The organism is Streptomyces hygroscopicus subsp. hygroscopicus (genome assembly GCF_001553455.1).
In the GTDB taxonomy this organism is placed as follows: domain Bacteria; phylum Actinomycetota; class Actinomycetes; order Streptomycetales; family Streptomycetaceae; genus Streptomyces; species Streptomyces hygroscopicus.
On the sequence record NZ_BBOX01000104.1, the window covers coordinates 1 to 20,659 of the forward strand.

The window sequence follows — 20,659 nt, forward strand, 5'->3', positions numbered from 1 at the left end:
CGCGCCCAGCAGGTACGACACCCGGCCCGCCGCGACGGAGTGCGCGTTGCCCGTCATCACGTACGGGTTCTCCACCAGCGCGTCGTCCATCGTCCGCAACAGGTAGTCGTGGTGGGCGATGCCGAAGAACACACCTGTCTGCGACCCCATCAGGGAGGCGGGCGGGATCCCGGCGTGTCCCAGCGCCTCCCAGGACATCTCCACCAGCAGGCGGTGCTGCGGGTCCATCGCCTCGGCCTCGTACGGTGTGATCCCGAAGCCGCCCGCGTCGAACCCGCCGATCTGGTCGAGGAAGCCGCCCCAGCGGGACACCGTCCGGCCCGGCACCCCGGGCTGCGGATCGTAGACCTCGTCGGCATCCCACCTTCCCGGCGGGACCTCCTGGACGGCGTTGCCGCCGTGTTCGAGCAGACGCCACAGCGCGTCCGGGGAGTCGACCCCGCCGGCGAACCGGCACCCCACTCCCACGATCGCGATCGGTTCGGCCGGGGTCCTTCGCCCTCGGCCGTCCGGATGAGCGGCGGACCGGTGCTGGGTGGCGCGGCTAGACATGGGGCACGCTCCCTTCGTCGGCGACCGGGGTCACCGTCATCGGCAGACTGCGGGGGCGCGGCATCGCCGCCGCCACGCGACGCACGTGGCCGGGGACCGGGACGAGCCGCCACCGGGTGAGGATGGTGGCCAGGGCGATCACCGCTTCCGCCTGGGCGTATCCCTCGCCGATGCAGCGGCGGTTGCCGGCGCCGAACGGGATGAAGGCTTCGCGCGGGGGAAGGCTGTCCCGGTCCACCAGCCACCGCTCAGGGGAGAACGCGTCCGGCTCCGGGAACGCGCCGGCGTCGCGGTGCAGGTCGGACTGGCTGAACATCACGTCGGCACCGGCGGGCAACGCGACCCCGCCGAGGACGACCGGCGTCGTGGTGCGCCGGAACAGCATCAACAGCGAGTACCGCCGCAGCACCTCGTTCACCACGGCACGGGTGTAGCGGAGGTCGGCGAGGTCGTCGTATCCGGCGGGCCGGCCGCCGAGTACGTCCCGCAGCTCGGCGCGAAGCCGTTGTTCGACGGCGGGGTGCTCGGTGAGTTCGTGGAACGTCCACGCCAGGGTGGCCCCGGTCGTCTCGGTTCCGGCCATCATGATCGAGACGAGTTCGTCCCGGATGAGCTCATCGCTCATCGTCTGCCCCGTCTCCGGATCACGTGCCGCGCGGAGGAAGGACAGCAGGTCGCTGCCCTCCACACCGTCGGGCTGACCGCTGCGGACCACCGCGTCGACGGCCGACCGGAGCCGCCCCGCCGCGGCCAGGAAGCGCCGGTCGAACCCGGTGACCCGGCACAGCCACGCCGGGAGCACGGTCCTGGCGACCATGCCACGGGTGAAGAGCGGCAGCGAGTGGAGAATGTCCCGCACCACGGAACGGGGCAGCCGGCCCGAGAACATCGATCGCACGAGCGTGGTCAGGGTCAGCTCGATCATGACCTGGTCGAGGTCGACGCGCTGACCGGGACGCCAGGAATCCGCCAGCGACTGCGCCTCGCCGCTCATCGTCTCGGCATACACCTTGATCATGTCTTTGTGGAACAGGGGCTGGATGATGCGCCGCTGGCGCCGGTGCAGTTCGCGCCCGGAAGCCAGCAGCCCGTTACCGCTCAGCGGGTGGACCGCGTCGTAGACCATGCCCTTGTCGAAGGAGCGTGCGTTCTCCACCAGGATCTGATGTGCGAGCCGCGCCGTGGTGAGGAAATGGATGGGGCGCCGGCCCATGTAGATGCGGACGATGTCACCGCGGTGGCGAAGCGACGTGAAAAACGTGAACGGGTCCCGCATGAGCGGCCACATATGCCCGAGCAGGGGCAGCCGACCCGGTGCGACGGGGGCGGACCGGCGGGGGCTTTCCCGCGGGGCGGATCGCGGGGGGCTTCCCCGCTCGTGCCCTCTTTCGCTGACAGGACACCTCGGCGCGTGGTTCGCCGGGAATTCGTCGCTCATTCGTATCCCTCCGGCCGGATCCGGCCTTCGTCCGCCGTGACGCCGTCAGGTCCGGTGAGCGGACCCGGACGTCGCCTTGCTCACCTTTCAGGGCTCCGCGGAGTGTCGCCTCACCTCATACGCGGGTTCATACGCGGGACAGCGCACGCGATGGGCCCACCGGACGCCGCGGGCGGCGCGGTGGAAGCTCAAGCGTTGGTGTTCGCGGCATCAACCGGGTTATTGCGAAAGGGGACCCCATCGACTACGCAGGCCCTCGGGAGACGCTCGATATGGCACTCAGGCGAGCCGCGGTTGTGCTGGACATGACAACTATATGGTGGCGTGTACAAGTGTGCTCGGCGACAACCGGCGGGCAAGTGTCGTAATCGGCCAAGACCAAGGCCGCGGGCCGAGTGATCGATGATGGATGTCCACCCGCGGCACGCTCTGCCGAGGAAATTCCCTCGCCCCGTATAACGGCAGCTCAGTGCTTCGATTCGGGATGGCGTCGCCGAGTCCGCGGCCCGCCGGCCCGTTTCCCGCTCTCCGGGGCATGCGAAGGGAATCGTGAATTCCTGTTGTGTCGGTATCGGGTGCCGGTAAAGGACTCTTGTTCGCGAAGGAGTCATGTCCGGGGGACCGAAGCGGGCACATCGGACCGCGGTGAGGATCTGGCCGGATGTACCCCTTGCCCGGTGGATCGATCAGTCCGGCCCGGGCCCGCGTCCGGCCGGGCCCCGGCCGGACGTTGTCACGCGCCACGTCGGCGGAACCGCTCGTGCGACGGTCACCGGTCGCGGACGGACCGCGCGTGGACCACCGGCCCGGGGGCCCGAAACGCCGGATGTGCCGGCCCTGGCGGGCGAGGATGAACTTTTTTGGATATCCGGGTGACGTAATCCGTCACTCCGCACGACAGCCGCGCCTGCGCGCCAGATCTGCGGGTGTTACCCCTTCGTGATGCGCGCGGTGCCGGATCGCCCGGCTGTGACCAGGAGCGATGCAGGATTCCGTCATTGACGGGGGAAAAGCCCTGATTAGCGTCCGCCCCATGACCCACCGAGCCCCCGTGGACACCATTGATGACCTGGACCGCCGTGTCATCGCGGCGCTCCAGCTCAACGGTCGCGCCCCGTGGAGCGCGGTGGCCCGATGGGTGGGCGCCAGCGAGACGACCGCCCAGCGGCGCTACAGGGCCCTGCACGAGCGGGGCGTGCTGCGGGTCGTCGGCACCCTGGAGCTGGACCGCACCCGGGAGGGCTCGTCCATGCTCGTCCGGGTGCAGGCCAGGCCCGGGCGCGGGCTGGACCTCGCGGACCAGCTCGCCGTCAGCCCGGACGTGCGCTTCCTGGCCGTCGTCACCGGCGCCGCCGATCTCATCGTCGATTTCGTCGCCCGTGACAACGAGGAGATGATGCGGCTGCTCTTCACCGACCTGCCCGGGGCCGACCTGATCACCAGCACCGAGGCGGTCGCCGTCATCCGCGCGTTCACCTCCGCGTCGATGTGGGACACCGGGCTGCTGCCCGCCGAGGCGGCCGCGGACCTGCGGCCCGCCACCCTCGCGTCGTCGTGCGACCGCGCCGACTGGGACGAGGCGCCAAAAGCGCTCACCGGTCTGGAGCAGGAGGTCGTCGCGGCCCTCAAGGAGGACGGCCGCGCCCAGGTCAGCGCCCTGGCCCGGCGCCTGGGCCACACCGAGTCCGGTGTCGCACGGGCCATGGACCGCCTCATATCCCGCGGCATCCTCCAGTTCCGGACCCTCGTCGAACCGGCCCTGCTCGGGTACGACGCGGAGTTCATGGTGTGGCTGTCGATCGAGCCCGACCGGCTCGACGCCGCGGGGCGGCAGCTCGCGCGGCATCCGGGAACCAAGTTCCTGGGCGCGGCGACCGGGCGCTTCAACCTCGTCGGACACATGGTGCTGCCCCGCCGCACCGATCTGTTCCGCTACACCAGCGAGGTCATCGGGGCACTGCCGGGGCTGATCGCCTCCGATGTGACGCTGCACCTCGCCACCCTGAAGTACTCCTGGCACCGGATGGTCCCCACCGTCTGAGCCACCGGCCGGCCGCCGGGCACACCGCCCGCGGGCGGCCCCGCCCTCCCCTCGTCCGCCCTCTTCCCGTCCCCCGACCCCTGTGGAGACCCACCATGCCCACTGACGATTCCGGCCTGCCCCCGGAGAGCTGGCGCTGGTCCGAGCAGACCTGGCGCGGCCATATCGACGCGGTCCGCGCCGGACGGCGGCTGGTCCCCGACCGCTGGCCCGGCGGCGCCCGGGTCGCGGTCGCCCTCTCCTTCGACCCCGACCACGAGACGATTCCGCTGCGCGACGGCGAGACCAGCCCCGGTCGGCTCGCGCAGGGCGAGTACGGTGCCCGCGCCGGCGCCCCGCGGATCCTGGACCTCCTCGCCCGCTACGGCGTCCCCGCGACCTTCTTCATGCCGGCCGTCTCGGCCCTCGTCCACCCCGAGGAGGCCCGCGCCTACACCCGTGACGGGCACGAACTGGCCGTCCACGGATGGATCCACGAGCGCAACACGCTGCTGGGCCGCGACGACGAGAAGGACCTCACGGCGCACGCCCTGGACACCCTCACCACGCTGACCGGCCGGCGCCCGGTCGGCATCCGCACCCCGTCCTGGGACTTCTCGGACTCGACCCTCGACATCATGCTCGACCTGGGCTTCGCCTACGACTCCTCGCTCATGGCCGACGACGAGCCCTACGAGATCGTCGCCAACGGCCGGCCCACCGGCCTGGTGGAGATCCCGGTCGACTGGATCCGGGACGACGCCCCGTACTTCACGATGGATCGCTACGGGTCCGTCCGCCCGCACAGCCGTCCGCGCGACGTACGGGAGATCTGGACGGACGAATTCGACGCCGCCTACCGGGACGGCGGTGTCTTCCAGCTCACCCTGCACCCCCACGTCATCGGCCACCGCTCGCGCCTGGTGGCGCTGCGGGAACTCCTCGACCACATCGCCGCCCACCCCGGCGTCTGGTACGCGACGCACGCCCAGCTCGCCGACGCGGCCCGCGCCGTGCTGACCGGCCGCACCGCGGCCGGCTCCGCCGCCGACACTCCGGAGCGCACCCCATGAACACTGGATCCGCCACGCCCACCGGCCCCCTGCGCCAAGGCGGCGCCGTCCCCGCCACGTCCCGGCTGAGCGGCGCCCAGCGCAAGGCCATCGTCGCCGGCACCATCGGCAACACCGTCGAATGGGTCGACTGGGCGCTGTACTCCATCTTCGCCAAGATCATCGCCGATGAGTTCTTCCCGAAGGGCGACGGCGCGGTGGCCCTGCTGTCCACGCTCGCCGTCTTCGCCGTCGGATTCGTGATGCGCCCGGTCGGTGCCGCCGTCCTCGGCGCCTACGCCGACCGCCGAGGACGCAAGAAGGGCATGACCCTCACGGTCGGCCTCATGGCGGGGGCCGGCTTCGTCATCGCGATCACCCCGTCCTACGACAGCGTCGGCGTCGTCTCGCCGCTGCTCCTGCTGGTCGCCCGGCTCGTGCAGGGTTTCTCCGCCGGCGGCGAGTTCGGTTCGTCCTCCGCGTTCCTCGTCGAGTCGGCCGCCCGTGGCCGGCGCGCGTTCGCCGGATCCTGGCAGCAGGTGTCGGTCGCCGGCGGCGTGCTCATCGCCTCCCTCCTGGGCACCCTCACCACCTCGGCGCTGAGCGACGACGCCCTGCACTCCTGGGGCTGGCGCGTCGCGTTCGTCCTCGGCGGCCTCCTCGGACTGGTCGGCCTGTGGCTGCGGGTCTCCGTGGCGGACACCGACTCCTTCACCCAGGTCCAGGGCGCCGGCCGGACCCGCACCAATCCGGTCAAGGCCATGTTCGTGGAGCACCCCGGGGCCGCCCTGCGGGTGGCCGGCATCACGGTGGCGGGCACCCTCACCTACTACATCTGGGTCAACTACCTGCCCACGTACGCGAATCTCACCACCGGCATCCCGCTGAAGACCGCCCTGCTGTCGCAGACCCTGTGTCTGGTCGTCTTCGTCGTCGCGCTGCCCTTCGTGGGCGTGCTCTCGGACCGCGTGGGACGCAAGCCGACCATGGCGGGGTTCGCCGGCGGCTTCGTCATCCTGGCCTGGCCCCTGCTGCACCTGCTCGGCAACAGCTTCCTCAGCCTGTTCCTGGTCCAGCTCGTCGGCATGCTGCTGATCCTCGGCTACTCCGCCAACTGCGCCGTCATCATGGCCGAGCAGTTCCCGGCGGAGGTGCGCGCCACCGGTATCGCCCTGCCGTACGCCCTCGCTGTGGCGCTGTTCGGCGGCACGGCGCCCTATCTGACGACCTGGATGCACGAGAGCGGCCACAGCGACCTGCTGTGGATCTACGTATCGGCGGCCTCGCTGATCTCCCTCGTGGTCTACCTCACGATGCCGGAGACCAAGGACAAGGAGTTCAGCTGATGACCCACGTCCTCGTCACCGGCGCCGCGGGCGGCATCGGCGGGGCGATCGCCGAGGAGTTCGCCGCCCAGGGCGCCTTCCTCACCCTCGTCGACCGCGACCCCGCCGCGCTCCGCCGGACCGGGACACGCCTGGGAACCCGTACCGCCACACGCGCCGCGGACCTGACCGACCCCGACGCGCCCACCGCCGTCGTGGAAGCGGCCTGGGCGGAGACCGGCCCCGTGGACATCCTCGTCAACGCGGCCGGGGTCTACCCCTCCCTGGACATGGCCCAGGTGGACGCCCCGGCCTGGGACCGGCTGTTCGCCGTCAACCTGCGCGCCCCCGTCCTGGCCACCGCCGCTTTCGCCCGGCTCGCCGGCCGGCACGGACGGCCCGGCTCGGTCATCAACATCTCCTCGGGTTCCGCGCTGCGCGCCCGGCCCGGCGGAGGCCCGTACGCCAGCTCGAAAGCCGCCCTGGAGATGGCCACCCGCGCCGCCGCCCTGGAACTCGGCGCGCACGGCATCCGCGTCAACGCGGTCAGCCCCGGGTTCGTCCCGGTGGCCAGCGACTGCAACCCCGTCTCCGCCGAGTACGCCGCGGCCATCGGCACCAACCCCCTGAACCGTCCGGGCACGCCACAGGACATCGCCCGGGCGGTGCGTTGGCTGGCCGGCCCCGACGCCTCCTGGATCACCGGCGAGGTGCTGCGGGTGGACGGCGGCTCCAGCACGGGCGCCCTGCACCTGCCCCGGATCTGGCAGCCCGGCGACCCCCGCGCCACCCCGCCCGCCCCGGTGCCGACGGCCGCGACCACGGAAGGACACACCCGATGAACGACACCCAGCCGGAGCGGCCCGGATACACCGTCGTCGGCGCCGGAGCGATCGGCGGCACCCTCGCCTTCGCCCTCGCCCGGGCCGGCCACCCGGTCACCGTCGTCGACACCGACCACGCCCACGTGGCCGCCATCCGCACCCGCGGACTCGTCGTCGCCCGCGGCGGCACCCGCGAGAGCGTGCCGGTCACCGCCACCACCCCGGACGAGTTCGACGGCACCCTCACCCGCGTCCTGCTGGCCGTGAAGGCGCAGGCCACCGGCGCCGCGCTGGACTGGATCGCGCCCCGCCTGGCCCCGGACGGCTACGTCGTCTCCCTGCAGAACGGCTTCAACGAGCCCCTGATCGCCCAGCGGCTGGGCGCCGCCCGCACCGTCGCGGCCTTCGTGAACATCTTCGCCGACGTCATCGAACCGGGCGTCGTCCTGGACGGCGGCGCCGGAGCCCTCGTCATCGGCGAACCCGACGGCGGGCCGGTCAGCCCGCGGGTCCGGGAGCTGGTGGCCCACCTGCGGAGCTGGGGCCCGGCCGTGGCCAGCGACAACGTCGAGGGATACCTGTGGGCCAAGGCCGGGTTCGGCGCCATGCTCGCCGCCACCGCCCTCGCGGACGCCCCCATGGCCGACCTCATCGACCGGCACCGCCCCGCCATGGCCGCGCTCACCGGCGAGATCTTCGCCGTGTCCGACCGCCTCGGCATCACCCTGGAGGCGTTCGACGCCTTCGAGCCGCATGCCTTCCGGCACGGAGCGGACCCCGCTGTCCGGAACGCCGCCTTCGACCGTCTCACCGCATGGCTGCGCACCCAGACCAAGGACCGCAGCGGCATCTGGCGCGACCTCGCCGTACGCCACCGGCCCGTCGAAGCCCCCACGCACTACACCGACGTCTTCCGCCACGCGGCGCGCGAGGGCCTGCCCACCACCCTGCTGCACACGGTCGTGAGCGGCCTGCGCCGGCTGGAGGGCGCCGCACACGACATGTCGGAGTCACGGCTGGACGAACTGGACCGGCTGGCCCAGGCCCCCGCCCCCTCGCTGCCACTCGGTCCCGACCAGGCCGAAGCGGTCCGGCAATGGCTCGACGCCCACCGCGAGGACATGGTCGCCGACCTCGCCGCCTACACCTCCCAGGGCAGCGCCAGCGACGATCCGCGGGCCCTGGACAGCTGCCTCGGCTGGCTGCGCGGCTGGCTCGACCGGCGCCTCGGCGCACCGGACACCGAGGAGACCCTGGTGCGGGAGGAGGCCGGAGACATCCTGGTCCGCCGCTACTCCGCCCGGGACACCACCACCCGGGACGGCCGCCCGGTGCTCCTCCTCGGCCACTACGACACCGTCTGGCCGACCGGCACCCTGGACACCTGGCCCTTCCGGCGGGACGGCGACCGCATCAGCGGACCCGGCGTCTTCGACATGAAGGCCGGCCTGGTCCAGGCGGTCTGGGCACTCCGCGCCCTCGACGCCCTCGGCCTGCCCCGCCCGGCCTGCACCCTGATGCTCAACGGTGACGAGGAGACCGGCAGTCTCGCCTCCCGGGACGCCATCGTCGCCGAGGCCCGGGACAGCCGGCTCGCCATGGTCTTCGAGGCCGCCGCCGACGGTGCGATCAAGACCGCCCGCAAGGGCGTGGGACTGTTCACCGTCACGGTCACCGGCACCGAGGCCCACGCCGGTCTGGACCCCACCGCCGGAGCCAGCGCCGTGGACGAACTCGCCCACCAGATCCTGCGCCTGGCGGACCTGCGCGCCCCCGACGCGGGCACGTCGCTGAACGTGGGCGTGGTGGAGGGAGGCACCCGCAGCAACGTCACCGCGGGGCGCGCCGTCGGCCACATCGACGTCCGCGTCGCCACCGCCGCCGAACAACGACGCGTCGAAGACGCCCTCGCCGCGTTGCGTCCGGTCGACCCGCGGACCCGTGTGGAGGTCACCGGCGGCTGGAACCGCCCCGTGTTCGAACGGACGGAAGGGGTGGCCGCGCTCGCCGGGCTGGCCCGCCGGTGCGCCGCACTGCTCGGACACGACCTGCCCGAGGCATCGGTCGGCGGAGCCAGCGACGGCAACTTCGTCGTGGCCCAGGGCACGCCGGTCCTGGACGGTATCGGCGCGGTGGGCTCGGGCGCGCACGCCCGCTCCGAGCACACCTCGGTCTCGGGCATGGTGATACGCGCGGCGCTGGCCGCCACGGTGCTGGCGGCGCTGGCAGGGGAATGAACCCGGCCGGCGGGCCGGGTGCCGCACACCCGGCCCGCCGGCCGGCCCGCGACGGGGCGCCGGCCCGGTTGCCCCGGAACCCGGCCGCCTCCGAGGGACCCTCGGAGGCGGCCGGTGAGGGCGTCGGGGGTGTCCCGGACCCGGGGCGCGGTGCCCCGGGTCCGGGAGGACGGATCCCGGCCTCGGCAGGCCGCGCCGGAAGGCGCGGGCACCGCCGGGGTCGAGGACCTCGTCGTTCTCCGTCGGGGTCGAGGACCTCGTCGTCCTCCGTCGCGGCCGAAGGTCTCGCCGTCCTGCGCCGGGGCCGAAGTCCTCGCTGTCCTCTGCCGGGGCCGAAGGTCTCGCCGTCCTGCGCGGGCATTGCTGGGGCCGAGGACCTCGTCGCCATCCATCGCGGCCGAAGTCCTCGTCGTTCTCCGTCGCGGCCGAAGAAGGCTCGCCGTCCTCCGCCGCGGACCACCAGAAGAGGCACCTGGCTGGTGCGGACGTACTCGTGCACCCTGGGGTGGGGCACCACATCGGCCGGGCGGTCCCGGAGGAGCCGCGGGCTGATCCGCCGTCGCCCGGACGGCCGAGCGGTGCCCGGCCGTGGGGCCAGGTACCGGGGCTCCATCGGGCTCGGGGCGGCGGCACCGTCGTTCCGGGTCCGCACGCGCGCAAGACGGCTCCGGGGGCCGTGGCCGGTTTCGCGGACGTGACGTTCCGGTGGTCCCACGGGCCGGTCCCGTCCGTGTCCTGCTGTCCCTGGTGGGGGAGCCGGGGAGGGCAGGTGGCGGATCCGGCGGTACCACGGGCCGATCGTCGAAGGAAAGGCTGAGCATGGCCTCCGCACCCGGTGACTACACGGGCCAGAGCGCCGGCGAAGACTCACGCACCCCCCTGCGCGACTTCCTGCGGACCGAGACCGGCAGCGCCGCCGTCCTGGTGGCCGCCGCGCTCGCCGCGCTCGTCTGGGCCAACACCGCTCCCGCGGCCTACGCGTCGTTCTGGCAGACCCACCTGTCCGTCCGGATCGGCGCCCTCGGTCCGTCGCTGCCCCTGCGCGCGTGGGTCAACAGCGGACTGATGACGCTGTTCTTCTTCGTCATCGGGCTGGAGGCGCGCCGTGAGTTCGACATGGGCGAGCTGCGCGACCGCAGGAGGCTCGCCCTGCCGCTCGCCGCCGGGATCAGCGGCATGCTCGTACCGGTCGCCGTCTATCTGGCGATCAACGCCGGCCGGACATCCGCACACGGCTGGGGCGCGGCCATGTCCACCGACACCGCCTTCGCCCTCGGGATGCTCGCCGTCGTCGGCCGGCGCATGCCGAGCGGGCTGCGGGTCTTCATCCTCACGATCACCGTGGTCGACGACTTCCTCGCCCTGGTGGTCATCGCCTTCGTCTACAGCGGTCGGGTCAGCCGGCCGGCGCTGCTGGTCGCGGTCGGCGTGTTCGCCGTCATCCTGCTCGTCCGCGGACTCGGGGTGCGCAGGGGAGTGGTCTATGCGCTCCTCGCACTGGCGGCCTGGGGCGCGCTGCTCACATCGGGTGTGGACCCCGTGGTCATCGGCCTGGCCATGGGGCTCCTGACGTACGCCTATCCCGCGGCACGCGCCGACCTGGAACACGCCACCGGTCTGTTCCGGAGGTTCCGGGAGCAGCCGACGCCCGAACTGGAACGTTCGGTGCGGGCCGGTCTGGCGTCCGCGCTCTCCCCCAACGACCGGTTGCAGGGCATGTACCACCCGTGGACCAGCTATGTCGTCGTGCCGCTCTTCGCCCTGGCCAACACGGGCATTCCGCTGAGCGCCGACCAGCTGGGGCGCGCTTTCACCTCACCCGTCACCCTCGGCATCCTCCTCGCCTTCGTCCTCGGCAAACCGGTGGGGATCGCCGGGGCGACCGGACTGGCCCATGTGCTCGGCCGTGGCCGGGTCCGTCTGCCGATCGGCTGGGGAGCCGTCGCCGCGGGGGGAACCCTGGCCGGGGTGGGTTTCACCGTCTCCCTCCTCATCGCGACCCTCGCCTTCCACGGAACGCGGCTGGAGGACGCCAAGGTCGGCATCCTGAGCGCGGTGATCGGCTCCTTCCTGACCAGCCGGCTCGTCACCGGGATCGTCGCGGCGCTGCCCCACCGTGCGCGGCAGCGGGCGCTGCTGGGCAACGCCGAGACCATCATCGACCTGGCGGTGCCGGTGGACCCCGACCGGGACCACGTGCGAGGGCCGCGGCACGCGCCGGTGACGGTCGTCGAGTACGGCGACTACGAGTGCCCGTACTGCGGCCAGGCCGAACCGATCGTCCGCGAGCTGCTCGGCGGCTTCGGTGATGTGCGGTACGTGTGGCGCCACCTGCCCCTCACCGATGTGCACGTGCACGCGCAGGCGGCGGCCGAGGCGGCGGAGGCGGCGGAGGCGGCGGCCGTGCAGGGCCGGTACTGGGAGATGCACGATCTGCTGCTGAGCCACCAGGGCGCGCTGCGCCTGGACCATCTGCGCGGGTACGCCGCGGACATCGGACTGGACGTGGGGCGCTTCGAGCGGGACGTGCGTTCCCACCGGGGTGTGCCGCGCGTGGCGGAGGACGTGGAGTCGGCGGACCTCAGCGCGGTCGCGGGCACGCCCACCTTTTTCGTGAACGGGCGCAGACACCACGGTGCCTACGACATCGGCAGTCTGTCGGCGGCTGTACGCGCCGCCCGTGAGCGGGCGGCGGTCATGGCCCGCTGAGAGCGGGGACCGCCGGGAACGCGGCACTTCGCGGTTTCCCCCGTCCCGAGCCCTGGTCCGAACAGCGCGTCGGCGTACGAGGGTTCATGGCCCGTGCCGCACCGCGTGGCCGCAAGGGGACCCGGGCCGCCGGGCCCAGGGCGGCCGCGCGCCACCGGCCCCTCCGGCGCCGCCCGCGCGAACGCGCGTGTCCCACGGCCGTCGAGGGGACAGGAGACCACGACCGGTCCGGCGCCGGACACCGAGCGCCCGGCGCCGTTCGTGCCGCACATGCCCGGGCGACGGCGGGAACCACTTCGCTGCCGGCCCCGTCCTCCTCTGGAGGATGTTGCACCTCGACGCCCCGCGCGTCAGGGTGGCATCGAACCATGTGGACGTCTGTGAGAAGGGCCCCGAACGGTGTCGGAGAGTTACAGGAACAGGACCATCGGCTGGACCGCCGGGGCCGCGCTGGTGGCGGCCGTCGTGGGGGTCACGGGCTGCTCGAACGACACGGACTCGGCCGCGGAGAAGAAGCCCACCGCGAGCAGCTCGACCGCGGACGGGGCGAAGGAGACGCAGAAGGAGCGGGCCAGCGATGACCCGGCGGCCTCGCAGCCCTCGGGCGCCCGCCAGACCACGGCCGAGGGGGCGGTTGCCGCATGGGTCACCGCGGTCATCGAGAACCGGCCCAAGCAGGCATGTCTGGTGATGGCGGAACCGGCCACCGGTTCGTCGCCCGCCCGGGTCGGCACCCCCTCGCTGTGCAACGGCAACACCCCCGAGGCACGGAAGATGCGAGACGGCATCGGGCGATTCCACGCGTCGTTCACGCCCAAGCGGTCCACCGGCGACCCGAAGGTGGAGGTCGCCCGGGTCCCGGTCACCGGCGGCCGGGCGGTGGTCCCCGCCGAGAAGGTCACCGTCGACGGACAGACGCTCGACAAGGTCATCCTGTCCAACTCCACCGGCCTGAAGTCGGGTCAGTTGGACGTCAAGATGGAGTCCACCAAGATCGGTGGCGCCTGGTACGTGACCAACCTCGATTTCAACGTGGGCTGACGCCGCGGCAAGGGGCGTGGCCCTGCGGCGAGGAGTGACCCCGAGGCCAGGAGAGCGGCCTTGCCGACCAGGCGCCTGGCCCCGCGTCAGGAGCGTGGCCAGCGGGACGCGTGGGCCGGGTCGCACACGGCGGCTCGGCTCGGCTTCTCCTCTCCGCCCACCCGCGGACAGGCGGGTGGAGAGGGGATCGGCGGGCCGCGTCCCGGAGCCGCGCGAGCGAGCCGGGCATCCGCGCGGCACGCCCCCCGGCAGCAGGTGGACCTCGTCTGTTAACGGACCTTGTCCCTTACGGACCGGGCTCCTTATGGACCGGGTCCGTTACGAACCCCGTCCGTTACGGCCCTCGTGCCTTACGGATCCCGCCCCTCCCTCCAGGTGTCGCCCCAGCCCGGCCCCGGGCGGCGGTTGCCGGGTCAGACGAGCGTTTCACCGCCGTCGACGGTGATGACCTGACCGGTCACGTAGTTGTTGGCCATGAGGAAGAGGGCCGAGGCGGCGGCTTCCTCGGCGGTGCCGAAGCGGCCCAGGGGAGTGGTCGATCCGGCGGCGGCCACCGCGTCGTCGGAGTCCAGCCCCGGCAGCGAGCGCAGGAGCGGGGTGTCGATCCGGCCGAAGCGGATGGCGTTCACCCGCAGCCGCGCGGGGGCGAGTTCCACGGCGAGGGCTTTGGTGAGGGTCTCCACCGCACCGGCGACCGACAGCGGGGCGGTCATTCCGGGAGCCGGACGGACCACCAAAATCCCCGAGCTGAAGGTGAGCGAGCCTCCCGCGGGAAGCCGGGTCGCCGCCGCGCGGGCGGCGGCGAAGGCCGCCTGGAGGCGGGAGCCGAGGGCCGTGCGGATGTCGTCGGCCGACAGTGCGGTCAGCGGGCCGGCGCCACTGATGCCGCCCGCGGTGACGAGCACGTGGTCGACGTGGCCCGCGCGGTCGAAGGCCGTGGCGAGGGTCTGCTCGTCCCCGCCGTCACCGGGAACCTCCAGTACGGCGTCGTCGGGGTCTTCGGCCGGGCCCGCGCCGCGCACCCGGGCGGCGGCGGCCTTCAGCCGGTCGGGGTCGCGGCCGATCAGCACGACGCGGGCGCCGACGGCGGCGAGCGCGGCGGTCAGCGGCGCCGGGCAGCCTCGCCGATGTCGGCACGGTCACCGGGAGGGCGTTCTCCTCTTCGGCGCGCACCCCATGGACGCCAGAACCGATCCCGGGCCGGGGGAATGCGCGCGATGGCCGTACCCGGATCACCGATCGCGGTAGGCCGACGGCCGCACACCCGTGTGCCGCAAGAACGCGGTGGACAGCGAACCAGGGCTGCCGAACCCGCACCGCGTGGCGACCTGGGCGACGGACAGCCCACCCGCCCGCAGGAGCCGCTGCGCCTCCTCGACCCGCAGCCGGGTGAGGTAGCGGTGGGGCGTCTGCCCCGTGGCGTCCTTGAAGACCCGGATGAAGTGGTACACGCTGAACCCGGCCGCGGAGGCCATGTCCGCCACCGTCAACGGGTCGCCCAGCCGGTCCCGCATCATCGCCACGGCTTTGCGCAGCCACGGCCCTCCGGCGCCCGAGCGGCCCACCCGCGGCGGCCGGACACCGCTGGTGAGCACGTGTACGGCGAGGAACGCCGCCGCGGACTCCGCGTACAGGTCGTCGGCCGCGCCGGCCGTGCCCAGTGACCGCAGGGTGTGTTCGACCAGCGGGTCTCCCGAAGCCACCGCGTCGGCCGCCCGCTCGTAGTCGATGCGGGCGCCGCCCAACTGCGCGACCGTGCGCTCGACGATGACACGCGGAATGTGCACCTGGAGGGTGCGCAGGGGGACTTCGGAGCGGTAGCGGCGCACCGACGCCACTCCCGGAACCGCCATGTCGAGCCGTCCGGGTATCCAGCGCCGCCGCTGCCAGGGCCCACCGGTGCGGATCTCCATGGACGCGTCGCCGGCGACGGTGAGAACCAGGTGCAGATCTCCGGTGGCGGGCAGTGCCACCCGCTCCGCCCGCGGGGTGTGGTCGAACCGCTGCAGCAGCAGCGACCGCCAGCCGAGACTGTCCCAACTGCTGAAGGTCCGCTCGACATATGGGCTGGCATCGAATCCGGTATACGGCTCGAGGTCGAAATCTGGAGCATCACACACCATGTGGAGCATAGCCACGGGGCGTGGGCGTGGAAAAACGCCTGTTCCGCCGTGATGGCCGCCGGAGCCGCGCCCTGCCGCCCGGTCCCTCATCTGTTGCCCCACGGCCATGGTGACGCCACGTCACGCCACCTCCGTCACGTCACCGAGTCGGCTCGGCGACCTCGGCGGCGGGCCGGCGCGAGCCCGGCCTGACCCTGCCGAAGTCGGTGGTCAACCAGTGCTCGATGGACTCGTCGGGGAACGGGTGGGGTTGGTAGGTGCCCGCCACCGCGGAGATGTCGGTGATCCGGTCGAGGCGGAAGGTGCGCCAGTCGTCCCGGTCGACGTCGAAGGCCACGAGGTACCACTGGCCGGCGCGCAGGAAGTGGCGGTACGGCTCGACCAGGCGGGTGGACGGCCGGCCGTGCTGGTCGGTGTAGCGGAACCGGATCCGTCCGCCCTCGGCCACCGCGTCCGCGATCACGCCGACGGTTGCCGCCGCGACCACGGCGCCGGGTTGCTGCAGCACCTCGGTGGCGAGGTCGGTCGCGGCGGCGCGGCGGCGCAGGGGGCGGGGCAGCACCTGGTCCAGCTTGAGCAGGGCGCTCGACGCGACCGACTCCTCGGGGAGCCAGGCGCGTATCAGATGCAGCCCGGCCACCAGTGCGGTGATCTCGTCGGCGGTGAACAGCAGCGGCGGGACCTTGACCCCGGGGCTCAGCCGGTAGGCGCTGCCCGGTCCCGGCCGGGCCTCGACGGTGTACCCGAGCCGGCGTAGCCGCTGGGCGTCGCGTCGCACCGTGCGGATGCTCGTGCCGAGCCGTTCGGCCAGGTCGGCAGCGGTCCACTCACCTCCCGACTGCAGCAGGGTCAGCAGGGTCAGGGTCCTGGTCGTCGGGTCGAGGTCCATGTTCTCAGCCTGCCAGGAGAGGAGGACAGCTTCCGGCCGCCTCCGCTCCTAGCGTGAAGCCGAGCCACCGAACGAGAGGACACCCATGCGGATCGCTGTCACCACCCCGACCGGCAACGTCGGCCGCCACCTCGTCGCCGCACTGCTTCGCGCCGGGGTCCGGCCGCGCGTCCTGCTGCGCGACCCCGGCCGGCTGGCTCCCGAGGTCCGGGACGAGGTGGATGCCGTGCCGGTCGACCAGTACGACGCCGACGCGGTGGTGGCCGCCACCCGCGACGTGGACGCGCTGTTCTGGGTGGACCCCACCACCGACAGCGCGGATCCCCTCGCCGACTGCGCCCGCGCCACCAGCGCCGTGGTCCGCGCCGTCACCGAGAACCGGATCGGCCGCGTCGTTTTCCAGAGCAGCGTGGGCGCCGAGAAACGGCACGGTGCCGGCGAGATCGACGGCCTGGCGCACACCGAAACCGCCCTGGACGGCACGGGCGTCGATGTCACCCACCTCCGCTGCGGCTACTTCTTCACCAATCTCGAACTCCAACTCGACGCGCTGCGAGCCGGCACCCTCCAGGTGATCCTTCCGCTCGACCAGCCCATGGCCTGGGTCGCGCCTCGCGACATCGCCGAGGTGGCCGCCGCCCGTCTGCTGTCTCCTGCCTGGTCCGGACGGTGTGTGCAGGCGGTTCACGGACCCGCCGATCTCACCTGGCGCCAGGTCGGCGCCATCCTCACCGCCGCCACCGGCCGGCCGATCAGCGTGGAACGGATCACCGACGACGCCATGCGCGCGCAGCTCCAGCGGGCCGGAATGCCCGACAGCCTGGTCGAGGCCGTGCTCGGAATGTCGACCGGCCTGCGCGAGAACTTCGTGCCCGAGCAGCGCCGCACCCTCCGGACCACCACTCCGACCACCCTCGCCGCCTGGGCCTACGACCATCTCCGGCACCGGATCGACGACGCGTCGTAGGTGGGAACACCTGGGCCTGGCCGCGACCACCGTCCACCACCGCCGCCGGTCCAGCGGCCCGCCGCCTGACGCGCGGCGCCGCCCCCACCGCGCGGCGCCGCCACCCTTTCTTGATCGGTCGATACAGATAGGTTAGGGTGGGGCCATGGCAAGGACCCGGGAGTTCGACACCGAGGCGGCGGTGAGCCGCGCGATGGAGCTGTTCTGGACGCGCGGCTACGAGGCGACCTCGGTGCGCGACCTGATCCAGCACCTGGGCATCGGGCAGGGGTCCCTGTACGCGGCGTTCGGCGACAAGGACGGGCTGTACCGGGCCGCGCTGGAGCACTACCGCACCACGCTCGCGGCGGCCGCCCTGCGCAGCCTGGAGGAAGAGGCGGATGTCCGTGCGGCGGTCCGTACGCTGCTGGCCGAGCGGGTCCGCATCGCCGTCGAGCACGGCGGCCGGGGCTGCCTGGTGGTCAACGCCGCGTGTGAGCGCCTGCCGGAGGATGCGTCGATCCGGCGCATCGTGCGGGATGTGCAGGATGCCAGCCGGGACGCGCTCACCGAGGTGCTGCGCGTCGCGGCGGAGCGCGGTGAGATCGCGGCCCGGCACGACCCGCACACCCTCGCCGCCTTCTTCGTCACCTTCCTCAACGGACTGCTGATCTCCTCGAAGATCACGCCGGACGTCCGTGCCCTCGAACCCCTCGTGGAGGTCGCGCTGGCCGCCCTCGACTGATTTTTTCCTGCCCGCAATCTGTAACGCTTGATACAGAAAATGCCGGGAGCCCGCACGGACCCGGCATCCGGCACCCCGTCCCCCAAAGCCAAGACCTCGGAGGAACCATGCCCCTCGCCCCCGCGCCCGCCCTGGGCGGCAGCCGCTGGAACACCTTCCCCGCGGCCGGCACCACCCTGACCGCCCGCGAGTTCTTCACCGCCACCGAGCCGCTGCTCCAGGGCATCATCGATGACAACGCCCTCACCAGCGCCGACGGTGAGGTGCTGGAGGCCCAGATCCGCGCGACACTCGCCCTCGGCACCCGGGAGACCTCCCTGCCGCTGGCCATCGGCCCCGACAGCGCCCCGGCAGCCCGCGAACTGGGCGCCCAGGCCGAGACGATCGGCCGCGAGCTCGCCTCCTGGGCCACCGCGGCACTGGAGAGACTGCTCACCGACCGGATCCCGCTGCCCGCCGGCCCGCTGGTCGTCCGCAGCCACTGCTACGGCCACCTGCTCACCCCTCCCGCGGCCGATCTGCTCCGCGGCCGCCGCGGCGGGCCCGTCACCATGCAGCTCTACAACGAGTGGCTGCACCAGATCGTCCTGCTGCGCGACGCCCTGCTGCCCTTCACCAACTGGCGGGACGTTCCGCTCCTGATCACCCCGACCGGGCTGCGGCACACCGAATCCGCCCGTGACACGTTCCTCACCGAACTCCTGGTCCGCCAGATCCGGCACACCAGCATCGTGGACTTCGCCCGCCAGGTCGTCACCGGCACCTCCGGCCCGGCCGGCTACGGCTTCGACACCAGCGGCGGCACCGCCCTGCCCGCCGTCCTCGACCAGCCGCTCCGCACCGCTCCCCGGTACCTGCTGACGTGGCGCCCCGGCCCGGCCGCCGGCGAAACCGTCACCTATGTCGTCGAGGTGGCCGACTACTACGCCGCACCCCGCACCCTCGTCGAGCAGCTGCCGCCCGCCACCGCACCATCCGGGCCGCTCACCGCCCGCACCGTCACCGGGCCGCCCGCCGACGGGACCCGCACCGCCCGCATCGAGGTCACCCACGACGGCACCACCGCCCACGTCGACCTCGGCCAGGCCCTGCGCGGCCACCGCTTCGCCCTCCGCGAGGACTTCGCCGCGGACGGCGCACCCACCGGCGACGGACCGTCCCGCACCGCGGAGGTGTGGTCCGCGCTGCGCGCCTCGGGACTGGTGTGGACGGAGGCGGGCGACGTCACCCTGGACGCCACCGGCCGGGACGACCTCGTCGTACTGGCCCTGCTCGGCCGGCTCTACCCGGAGAACGTCACCCTGCGCCCCGGTGGCCGCCCCGCTGCCCGGACGACCGGTGGCGGCGGGGGGACGTCCGCTGACGGCAAGGGACCGAGCCGCCTCGTGATCCTCGTCGACCCGCCGCGGGCCCGCTGACCCCGTACCACCAAGCCCACCCCAACACACCAGGAAGGTGATGAAGGACATGATGTACGACCATGACGGAAAGCCCGTCCGCACGGGCCGCGCCGCCGTCAACGGCACGAGTCTGCACTACCGGACGGCCGGATCCGGGCCCGCGGTGGTGCTGCTGCACGGTGTGCCCAAGACCAGCTACCACTGGCGTCACATCGTCCCGAAGCTGACGCCCCACTACACCGTCGTCGCGCCCGACCTTCGTGGTCTCGGGGACTCCGCCCGCCCCGCGGACGGATACGACTGCGCGACCATGAGCGACGACATCGCCGAGCTGATGGCCCGCCTCGGACACGAGACCTACGCCGTCATCGGCGAGGACTGGGGAGCGGTGATCGGCTATCAGCTCGCCGCCCGCCACCGCGACCACGTCCGCGCTCTCGTGTTCGCCGAGGCGTTGTTCCCCGGATTCGGCTTCGAGGACCACACCGCACTCACCCCCGAGAACGTCTCCAGCGGCATGCACCTGTGGCACCTGGGCTTCTACTTCCAGCCCGACGTACCCGAGATGCTGATCGCCGGGCACGAGCGCGAGCTGATCACCTACATGATCAAGTTCGAGCGCAGCCACCCCGACAGCGCCACCCCCGACGCGATCGAGGAATACGTGCGCTGCTACTCCATGCCCGGTGGCATCCGCGCGATGCTCGCGATCTACCGCGCGATGCTGCGCGACGCCGAGCTGAACCGGCAGGCCGCGAAGAAGAAGCTGGACATCCCGGTGCTGGCGCTCGGTGGTTCGGCCTTCATCGGCGACCGCAACGAGTCCCAGATGCGGATCATGGCCCACGACGTCACCGGGCATGTCTTCGACGCCGGACACGACCTCGCCGAGGAGGTACCCGAGGAGATGGCCGAGGTCCTCCTGCCGTTCCTGGCCGGACACCTGTAGCCGCACCCGGACGCCGGTGCCGCCGGTGCCGCCGATACCGGGCGGTCCGGCGGTCCGGCGCGGCCCCGTGAGCAGAGGGGCTTGAAGGCCGAGCGGCCTGGTCGGGCTCGGCCTGGCCCGGTCCGGCCTGGCCCGGTCCGGCGTGGCCCGGTCCGGCGTGGCCCGGCCCGGCCCGGTCGCGGGCCGCGGGGCCATCCGCCGGCCACTCGCGCCGCCGGACCGCCAGGCGGCGGTGTCACCAGTCGATCGCTGTGTCCATCGACTGCTGCCAGTAGGTGACCTTGAGGGAGTCGTCCACGTAGACGCCCTTGGCGGGCAGTGACGGGTGGGCGGCCGAGGGGACGTCCTCGTCGGCGGTGCGGCCCTGGAAGTGGACGGTGAGGGACTTCACGGTGTGGCCGTTCGTCCC

Annotated in this window: 16 protein-coding genes and 1 pseudogene; 11 read left to right on the plus strand and 6 right to left on the minus strand. The window is 72.7% G+C overall.

What is annotated here, in order from left to right:
* Both AXW62_RS11395 and AXW62_RS11400 read right to left on the minus strand, forming a co-directional pair.
* Nucleotides 1-552 (minus strand): beta-ketoacyl synthase N-terminal-like domain-containing protein (locus AXW62_RS11395; protein ID WP_169808124.1); only part of this gene is annotated, 552 nt, incomplete at its 3' end.
* Nucleotides 545-1,990: a cytochrome P450 gene (locus AXW62_RS11400; protein WP_079115570.1), complete on the minus strand. Its 1,446-nt coding sequence runs from the start codon at nt 1,988-1,990 to the stop codon at nt 545-547. The genes AXW62_RS11395 and AXW62_RS11400, both read right to left, overlap by 8 nt.
* A gap of 1,033 nt (nt 1,991-3,023) precedes the next feature.
* Here AXW62_RS11400 and AXW62_RS11405 point away from each other — a divergent pair.
* From AXW62_RS11405 to AXW62_RS43850, 7 genes are all read left to right on the plus strand, one after another.
* On the plus strand, nt 3,024-4,031 hold the full coding sequence (locus AXW62_RS11405; RefSeq protein WP_060944399.1) for an Lrp/AsnC family transcriptional regulator: 1,008 nt from the start codon (nt 3,024-3,026) through the stop codon (nt 4,029-4,031).
* A 95-nt stretch (nt 4,032-4,126) separates the two neighbouring features.
* Nucleotides 4,127-5,083, plus strand: a complete 957-nt coding sequence (locus AXW62_RS11410; protein WP_060944400.1) for a polysaccharide deacetylase family protein — start codon at nt 4,127-4,129, stop codon at nt 5,081-5,083.
* The gene (locus AXW62_RS11415; protein ID WP_060944401.1) at nt 5,080-6,408 is read left to right on the plus strand and encodes an MFS transporter; all 1,329 of its coding nucleotides are present in this window, start codon (nt 5,080-5,082) and stop codon (nt 6,406-6,408) included. Before AXW62_RS11410 ends, AXW62_RS11415 begins: the two co-directional genes overlap by 4 nt.
* Nucleotides 6,408-7,229, plus strand: a complete 822-nt coding sequence (locus AXW62_RS11420; RefSeq protein ID WP_060944402.1) for an SDR family NAD(P)-dependent oxidoreductase — start codon at nt 6,408-6,410, stop codon at nt 7,227-7,229. The genes AXW62_RS11415 and AXW62_RS11420 overlap by 1 nt, the downstream gene beginning before the upstream one ends.
* A complete protein-coding gene (locus AXW62_RS11425; protein ID WP_060944403.1) occupies nt 7,226-9,448 on the plus strand; it encodes a M20/M25/M40 family metallo-hydrolase in 2,223 nt (740 codons plus the stop codon). The genes AXW62_RS11420 and AXW62_RS11425 overlap by 4 nt, the downstream gene beginning before the upstream one ends.
* 819 nt (nt 9,449-10,267) lie before the next feature.
* Nucleotides 10,268-12,157 carry a Na+/H+ antiporter NhaA gene (nhaA, locus tag AXW62_RS11430; protein ID WP_174556379.1) on the plus strand — a complete coding sequence of 630 codons (1,890 nt, stop codon included), beginning with the start codon at nt 10,268-10,270 and terminating at the stop codon, nt 12,155-12,157.
* 399 nt (nt 12,158-12,556) lie between these two features.
* Nucleotides 12,557-13,198, plus strand: coding sequence for a hypothetical protein (locus AXW62_RS43850; RefSeq protein WP_063817565.1), 642 nt, complete (start codon nt 12,557-12,559; stop codon nt 13,196-13,198).
* A 413-nt stretch (nt 13,199-13,611) separates the two neighbouring features.
* Here AXW62_RS43850 and AXW62_RS11445 read toward each other — a convergent pair whose 3' ends face one another.
* The 3 genes from AXW62_RS11445 to AXW62_RS11455 form a co-directional block, all read right to left on the minus strand.
* On the minus strand, nt 13,612-14,304 hold the full coding sequence (locus AXW62_RS11445; protein ID WP_079115571.1) for an SDR family oxidoreductase: 693 nt from the start codon (nt 14,302-14,304) through the stop codon (nt 13,612-13,614).
* Nucleotides 14,305-14,430: 126 nt separating this feature from the next.
* Nucleotides 14,431-15,321: an AraC family transcriptional regulator gene (locus AXW62_RS11450; protein WP_060944411.1), complete on the minus strand. Its 891-nt coding sequence runs from the start codon at nt 15,319-15,321 to the stop codon at nt 14,431-14,433.
* 139 nt (nt 15,322-15,460) lie between these two features.
* Nucleotides 15,461-16,210, minus strand: a complete 750-nt coding sequence (locus AXW62_RS11455) for a helix-turn-helix transcriptional regulator (RefSeq protein WP_060944406.1) — start codon at nt 16,208-16,210, stop codon at nt 15,461-15,463.
* 85 nt (nt 16,211-16,295) lie between these two features.
* Here AXW62_RS11455 and AXW62_RS11460 point away from each other — a divergent pair, with 85 nt between their 5' ends.
* From AXW62_RS11460 to AXW62_RS11475, 4 genes are all read left to right on the plus strand, one after another.
* Nucleotides 16,296-17,177, plus strand: coding sequence for an NAD(P)H-binding protein (locus AXW62_RS11460; RefSeq protein ID WP_060944407.1), 882 nt, complete (start codon nt 16,296-16,298; stop codon nt 17,175-17,177).
* 145 nt (nt 17,178-17,322) lie between these two features.
* Entirely contained in the window at nt 17,323-17,901 is a 579-nt protein-coding gene (locus AXW62_RS11465) for a TetR/AcrR family transcriptional regulator (RefSeq protein ID WP_060944408.1), read from the plus strand.
* A gap of 107 nt (nt 17,902-18,008) precedes the next feature.
* Complete coding sequence (locus AXW62_RS11470) at nt 18,009-19,319, plus strand: hypothetical protein (protein ID WP_060944409.1); 1,311 nt, start codon at nt 18,009-18,011, stop codon at nt 19,317-19,319.
* Between the two features lie 49 nt (nt 19,320-19,368).
* Nucleotides 19,369-20,250, plus strand: coding sequence for an alpha/beta fold hydrolase (locus AXW62_RS11475; protein ID WP_060944412.1), 882 nt, complete (start codon nt 19,369-19,371; stop codon nt 20,248-20,250).
* A 235-nt stretch (nt 20,251-20,485) separates the two neighbouring features.
* On the opposite strand, the pseudogene AXW62_RS47420 reads toward AXW62_RS11475, so the two are convergent.
* A pseudogene (locus AXW62_RS47420) lies at nt 20,486-20,659 on the minus strand (DUF4232 domain-containing protein); the annotation flags it as partial.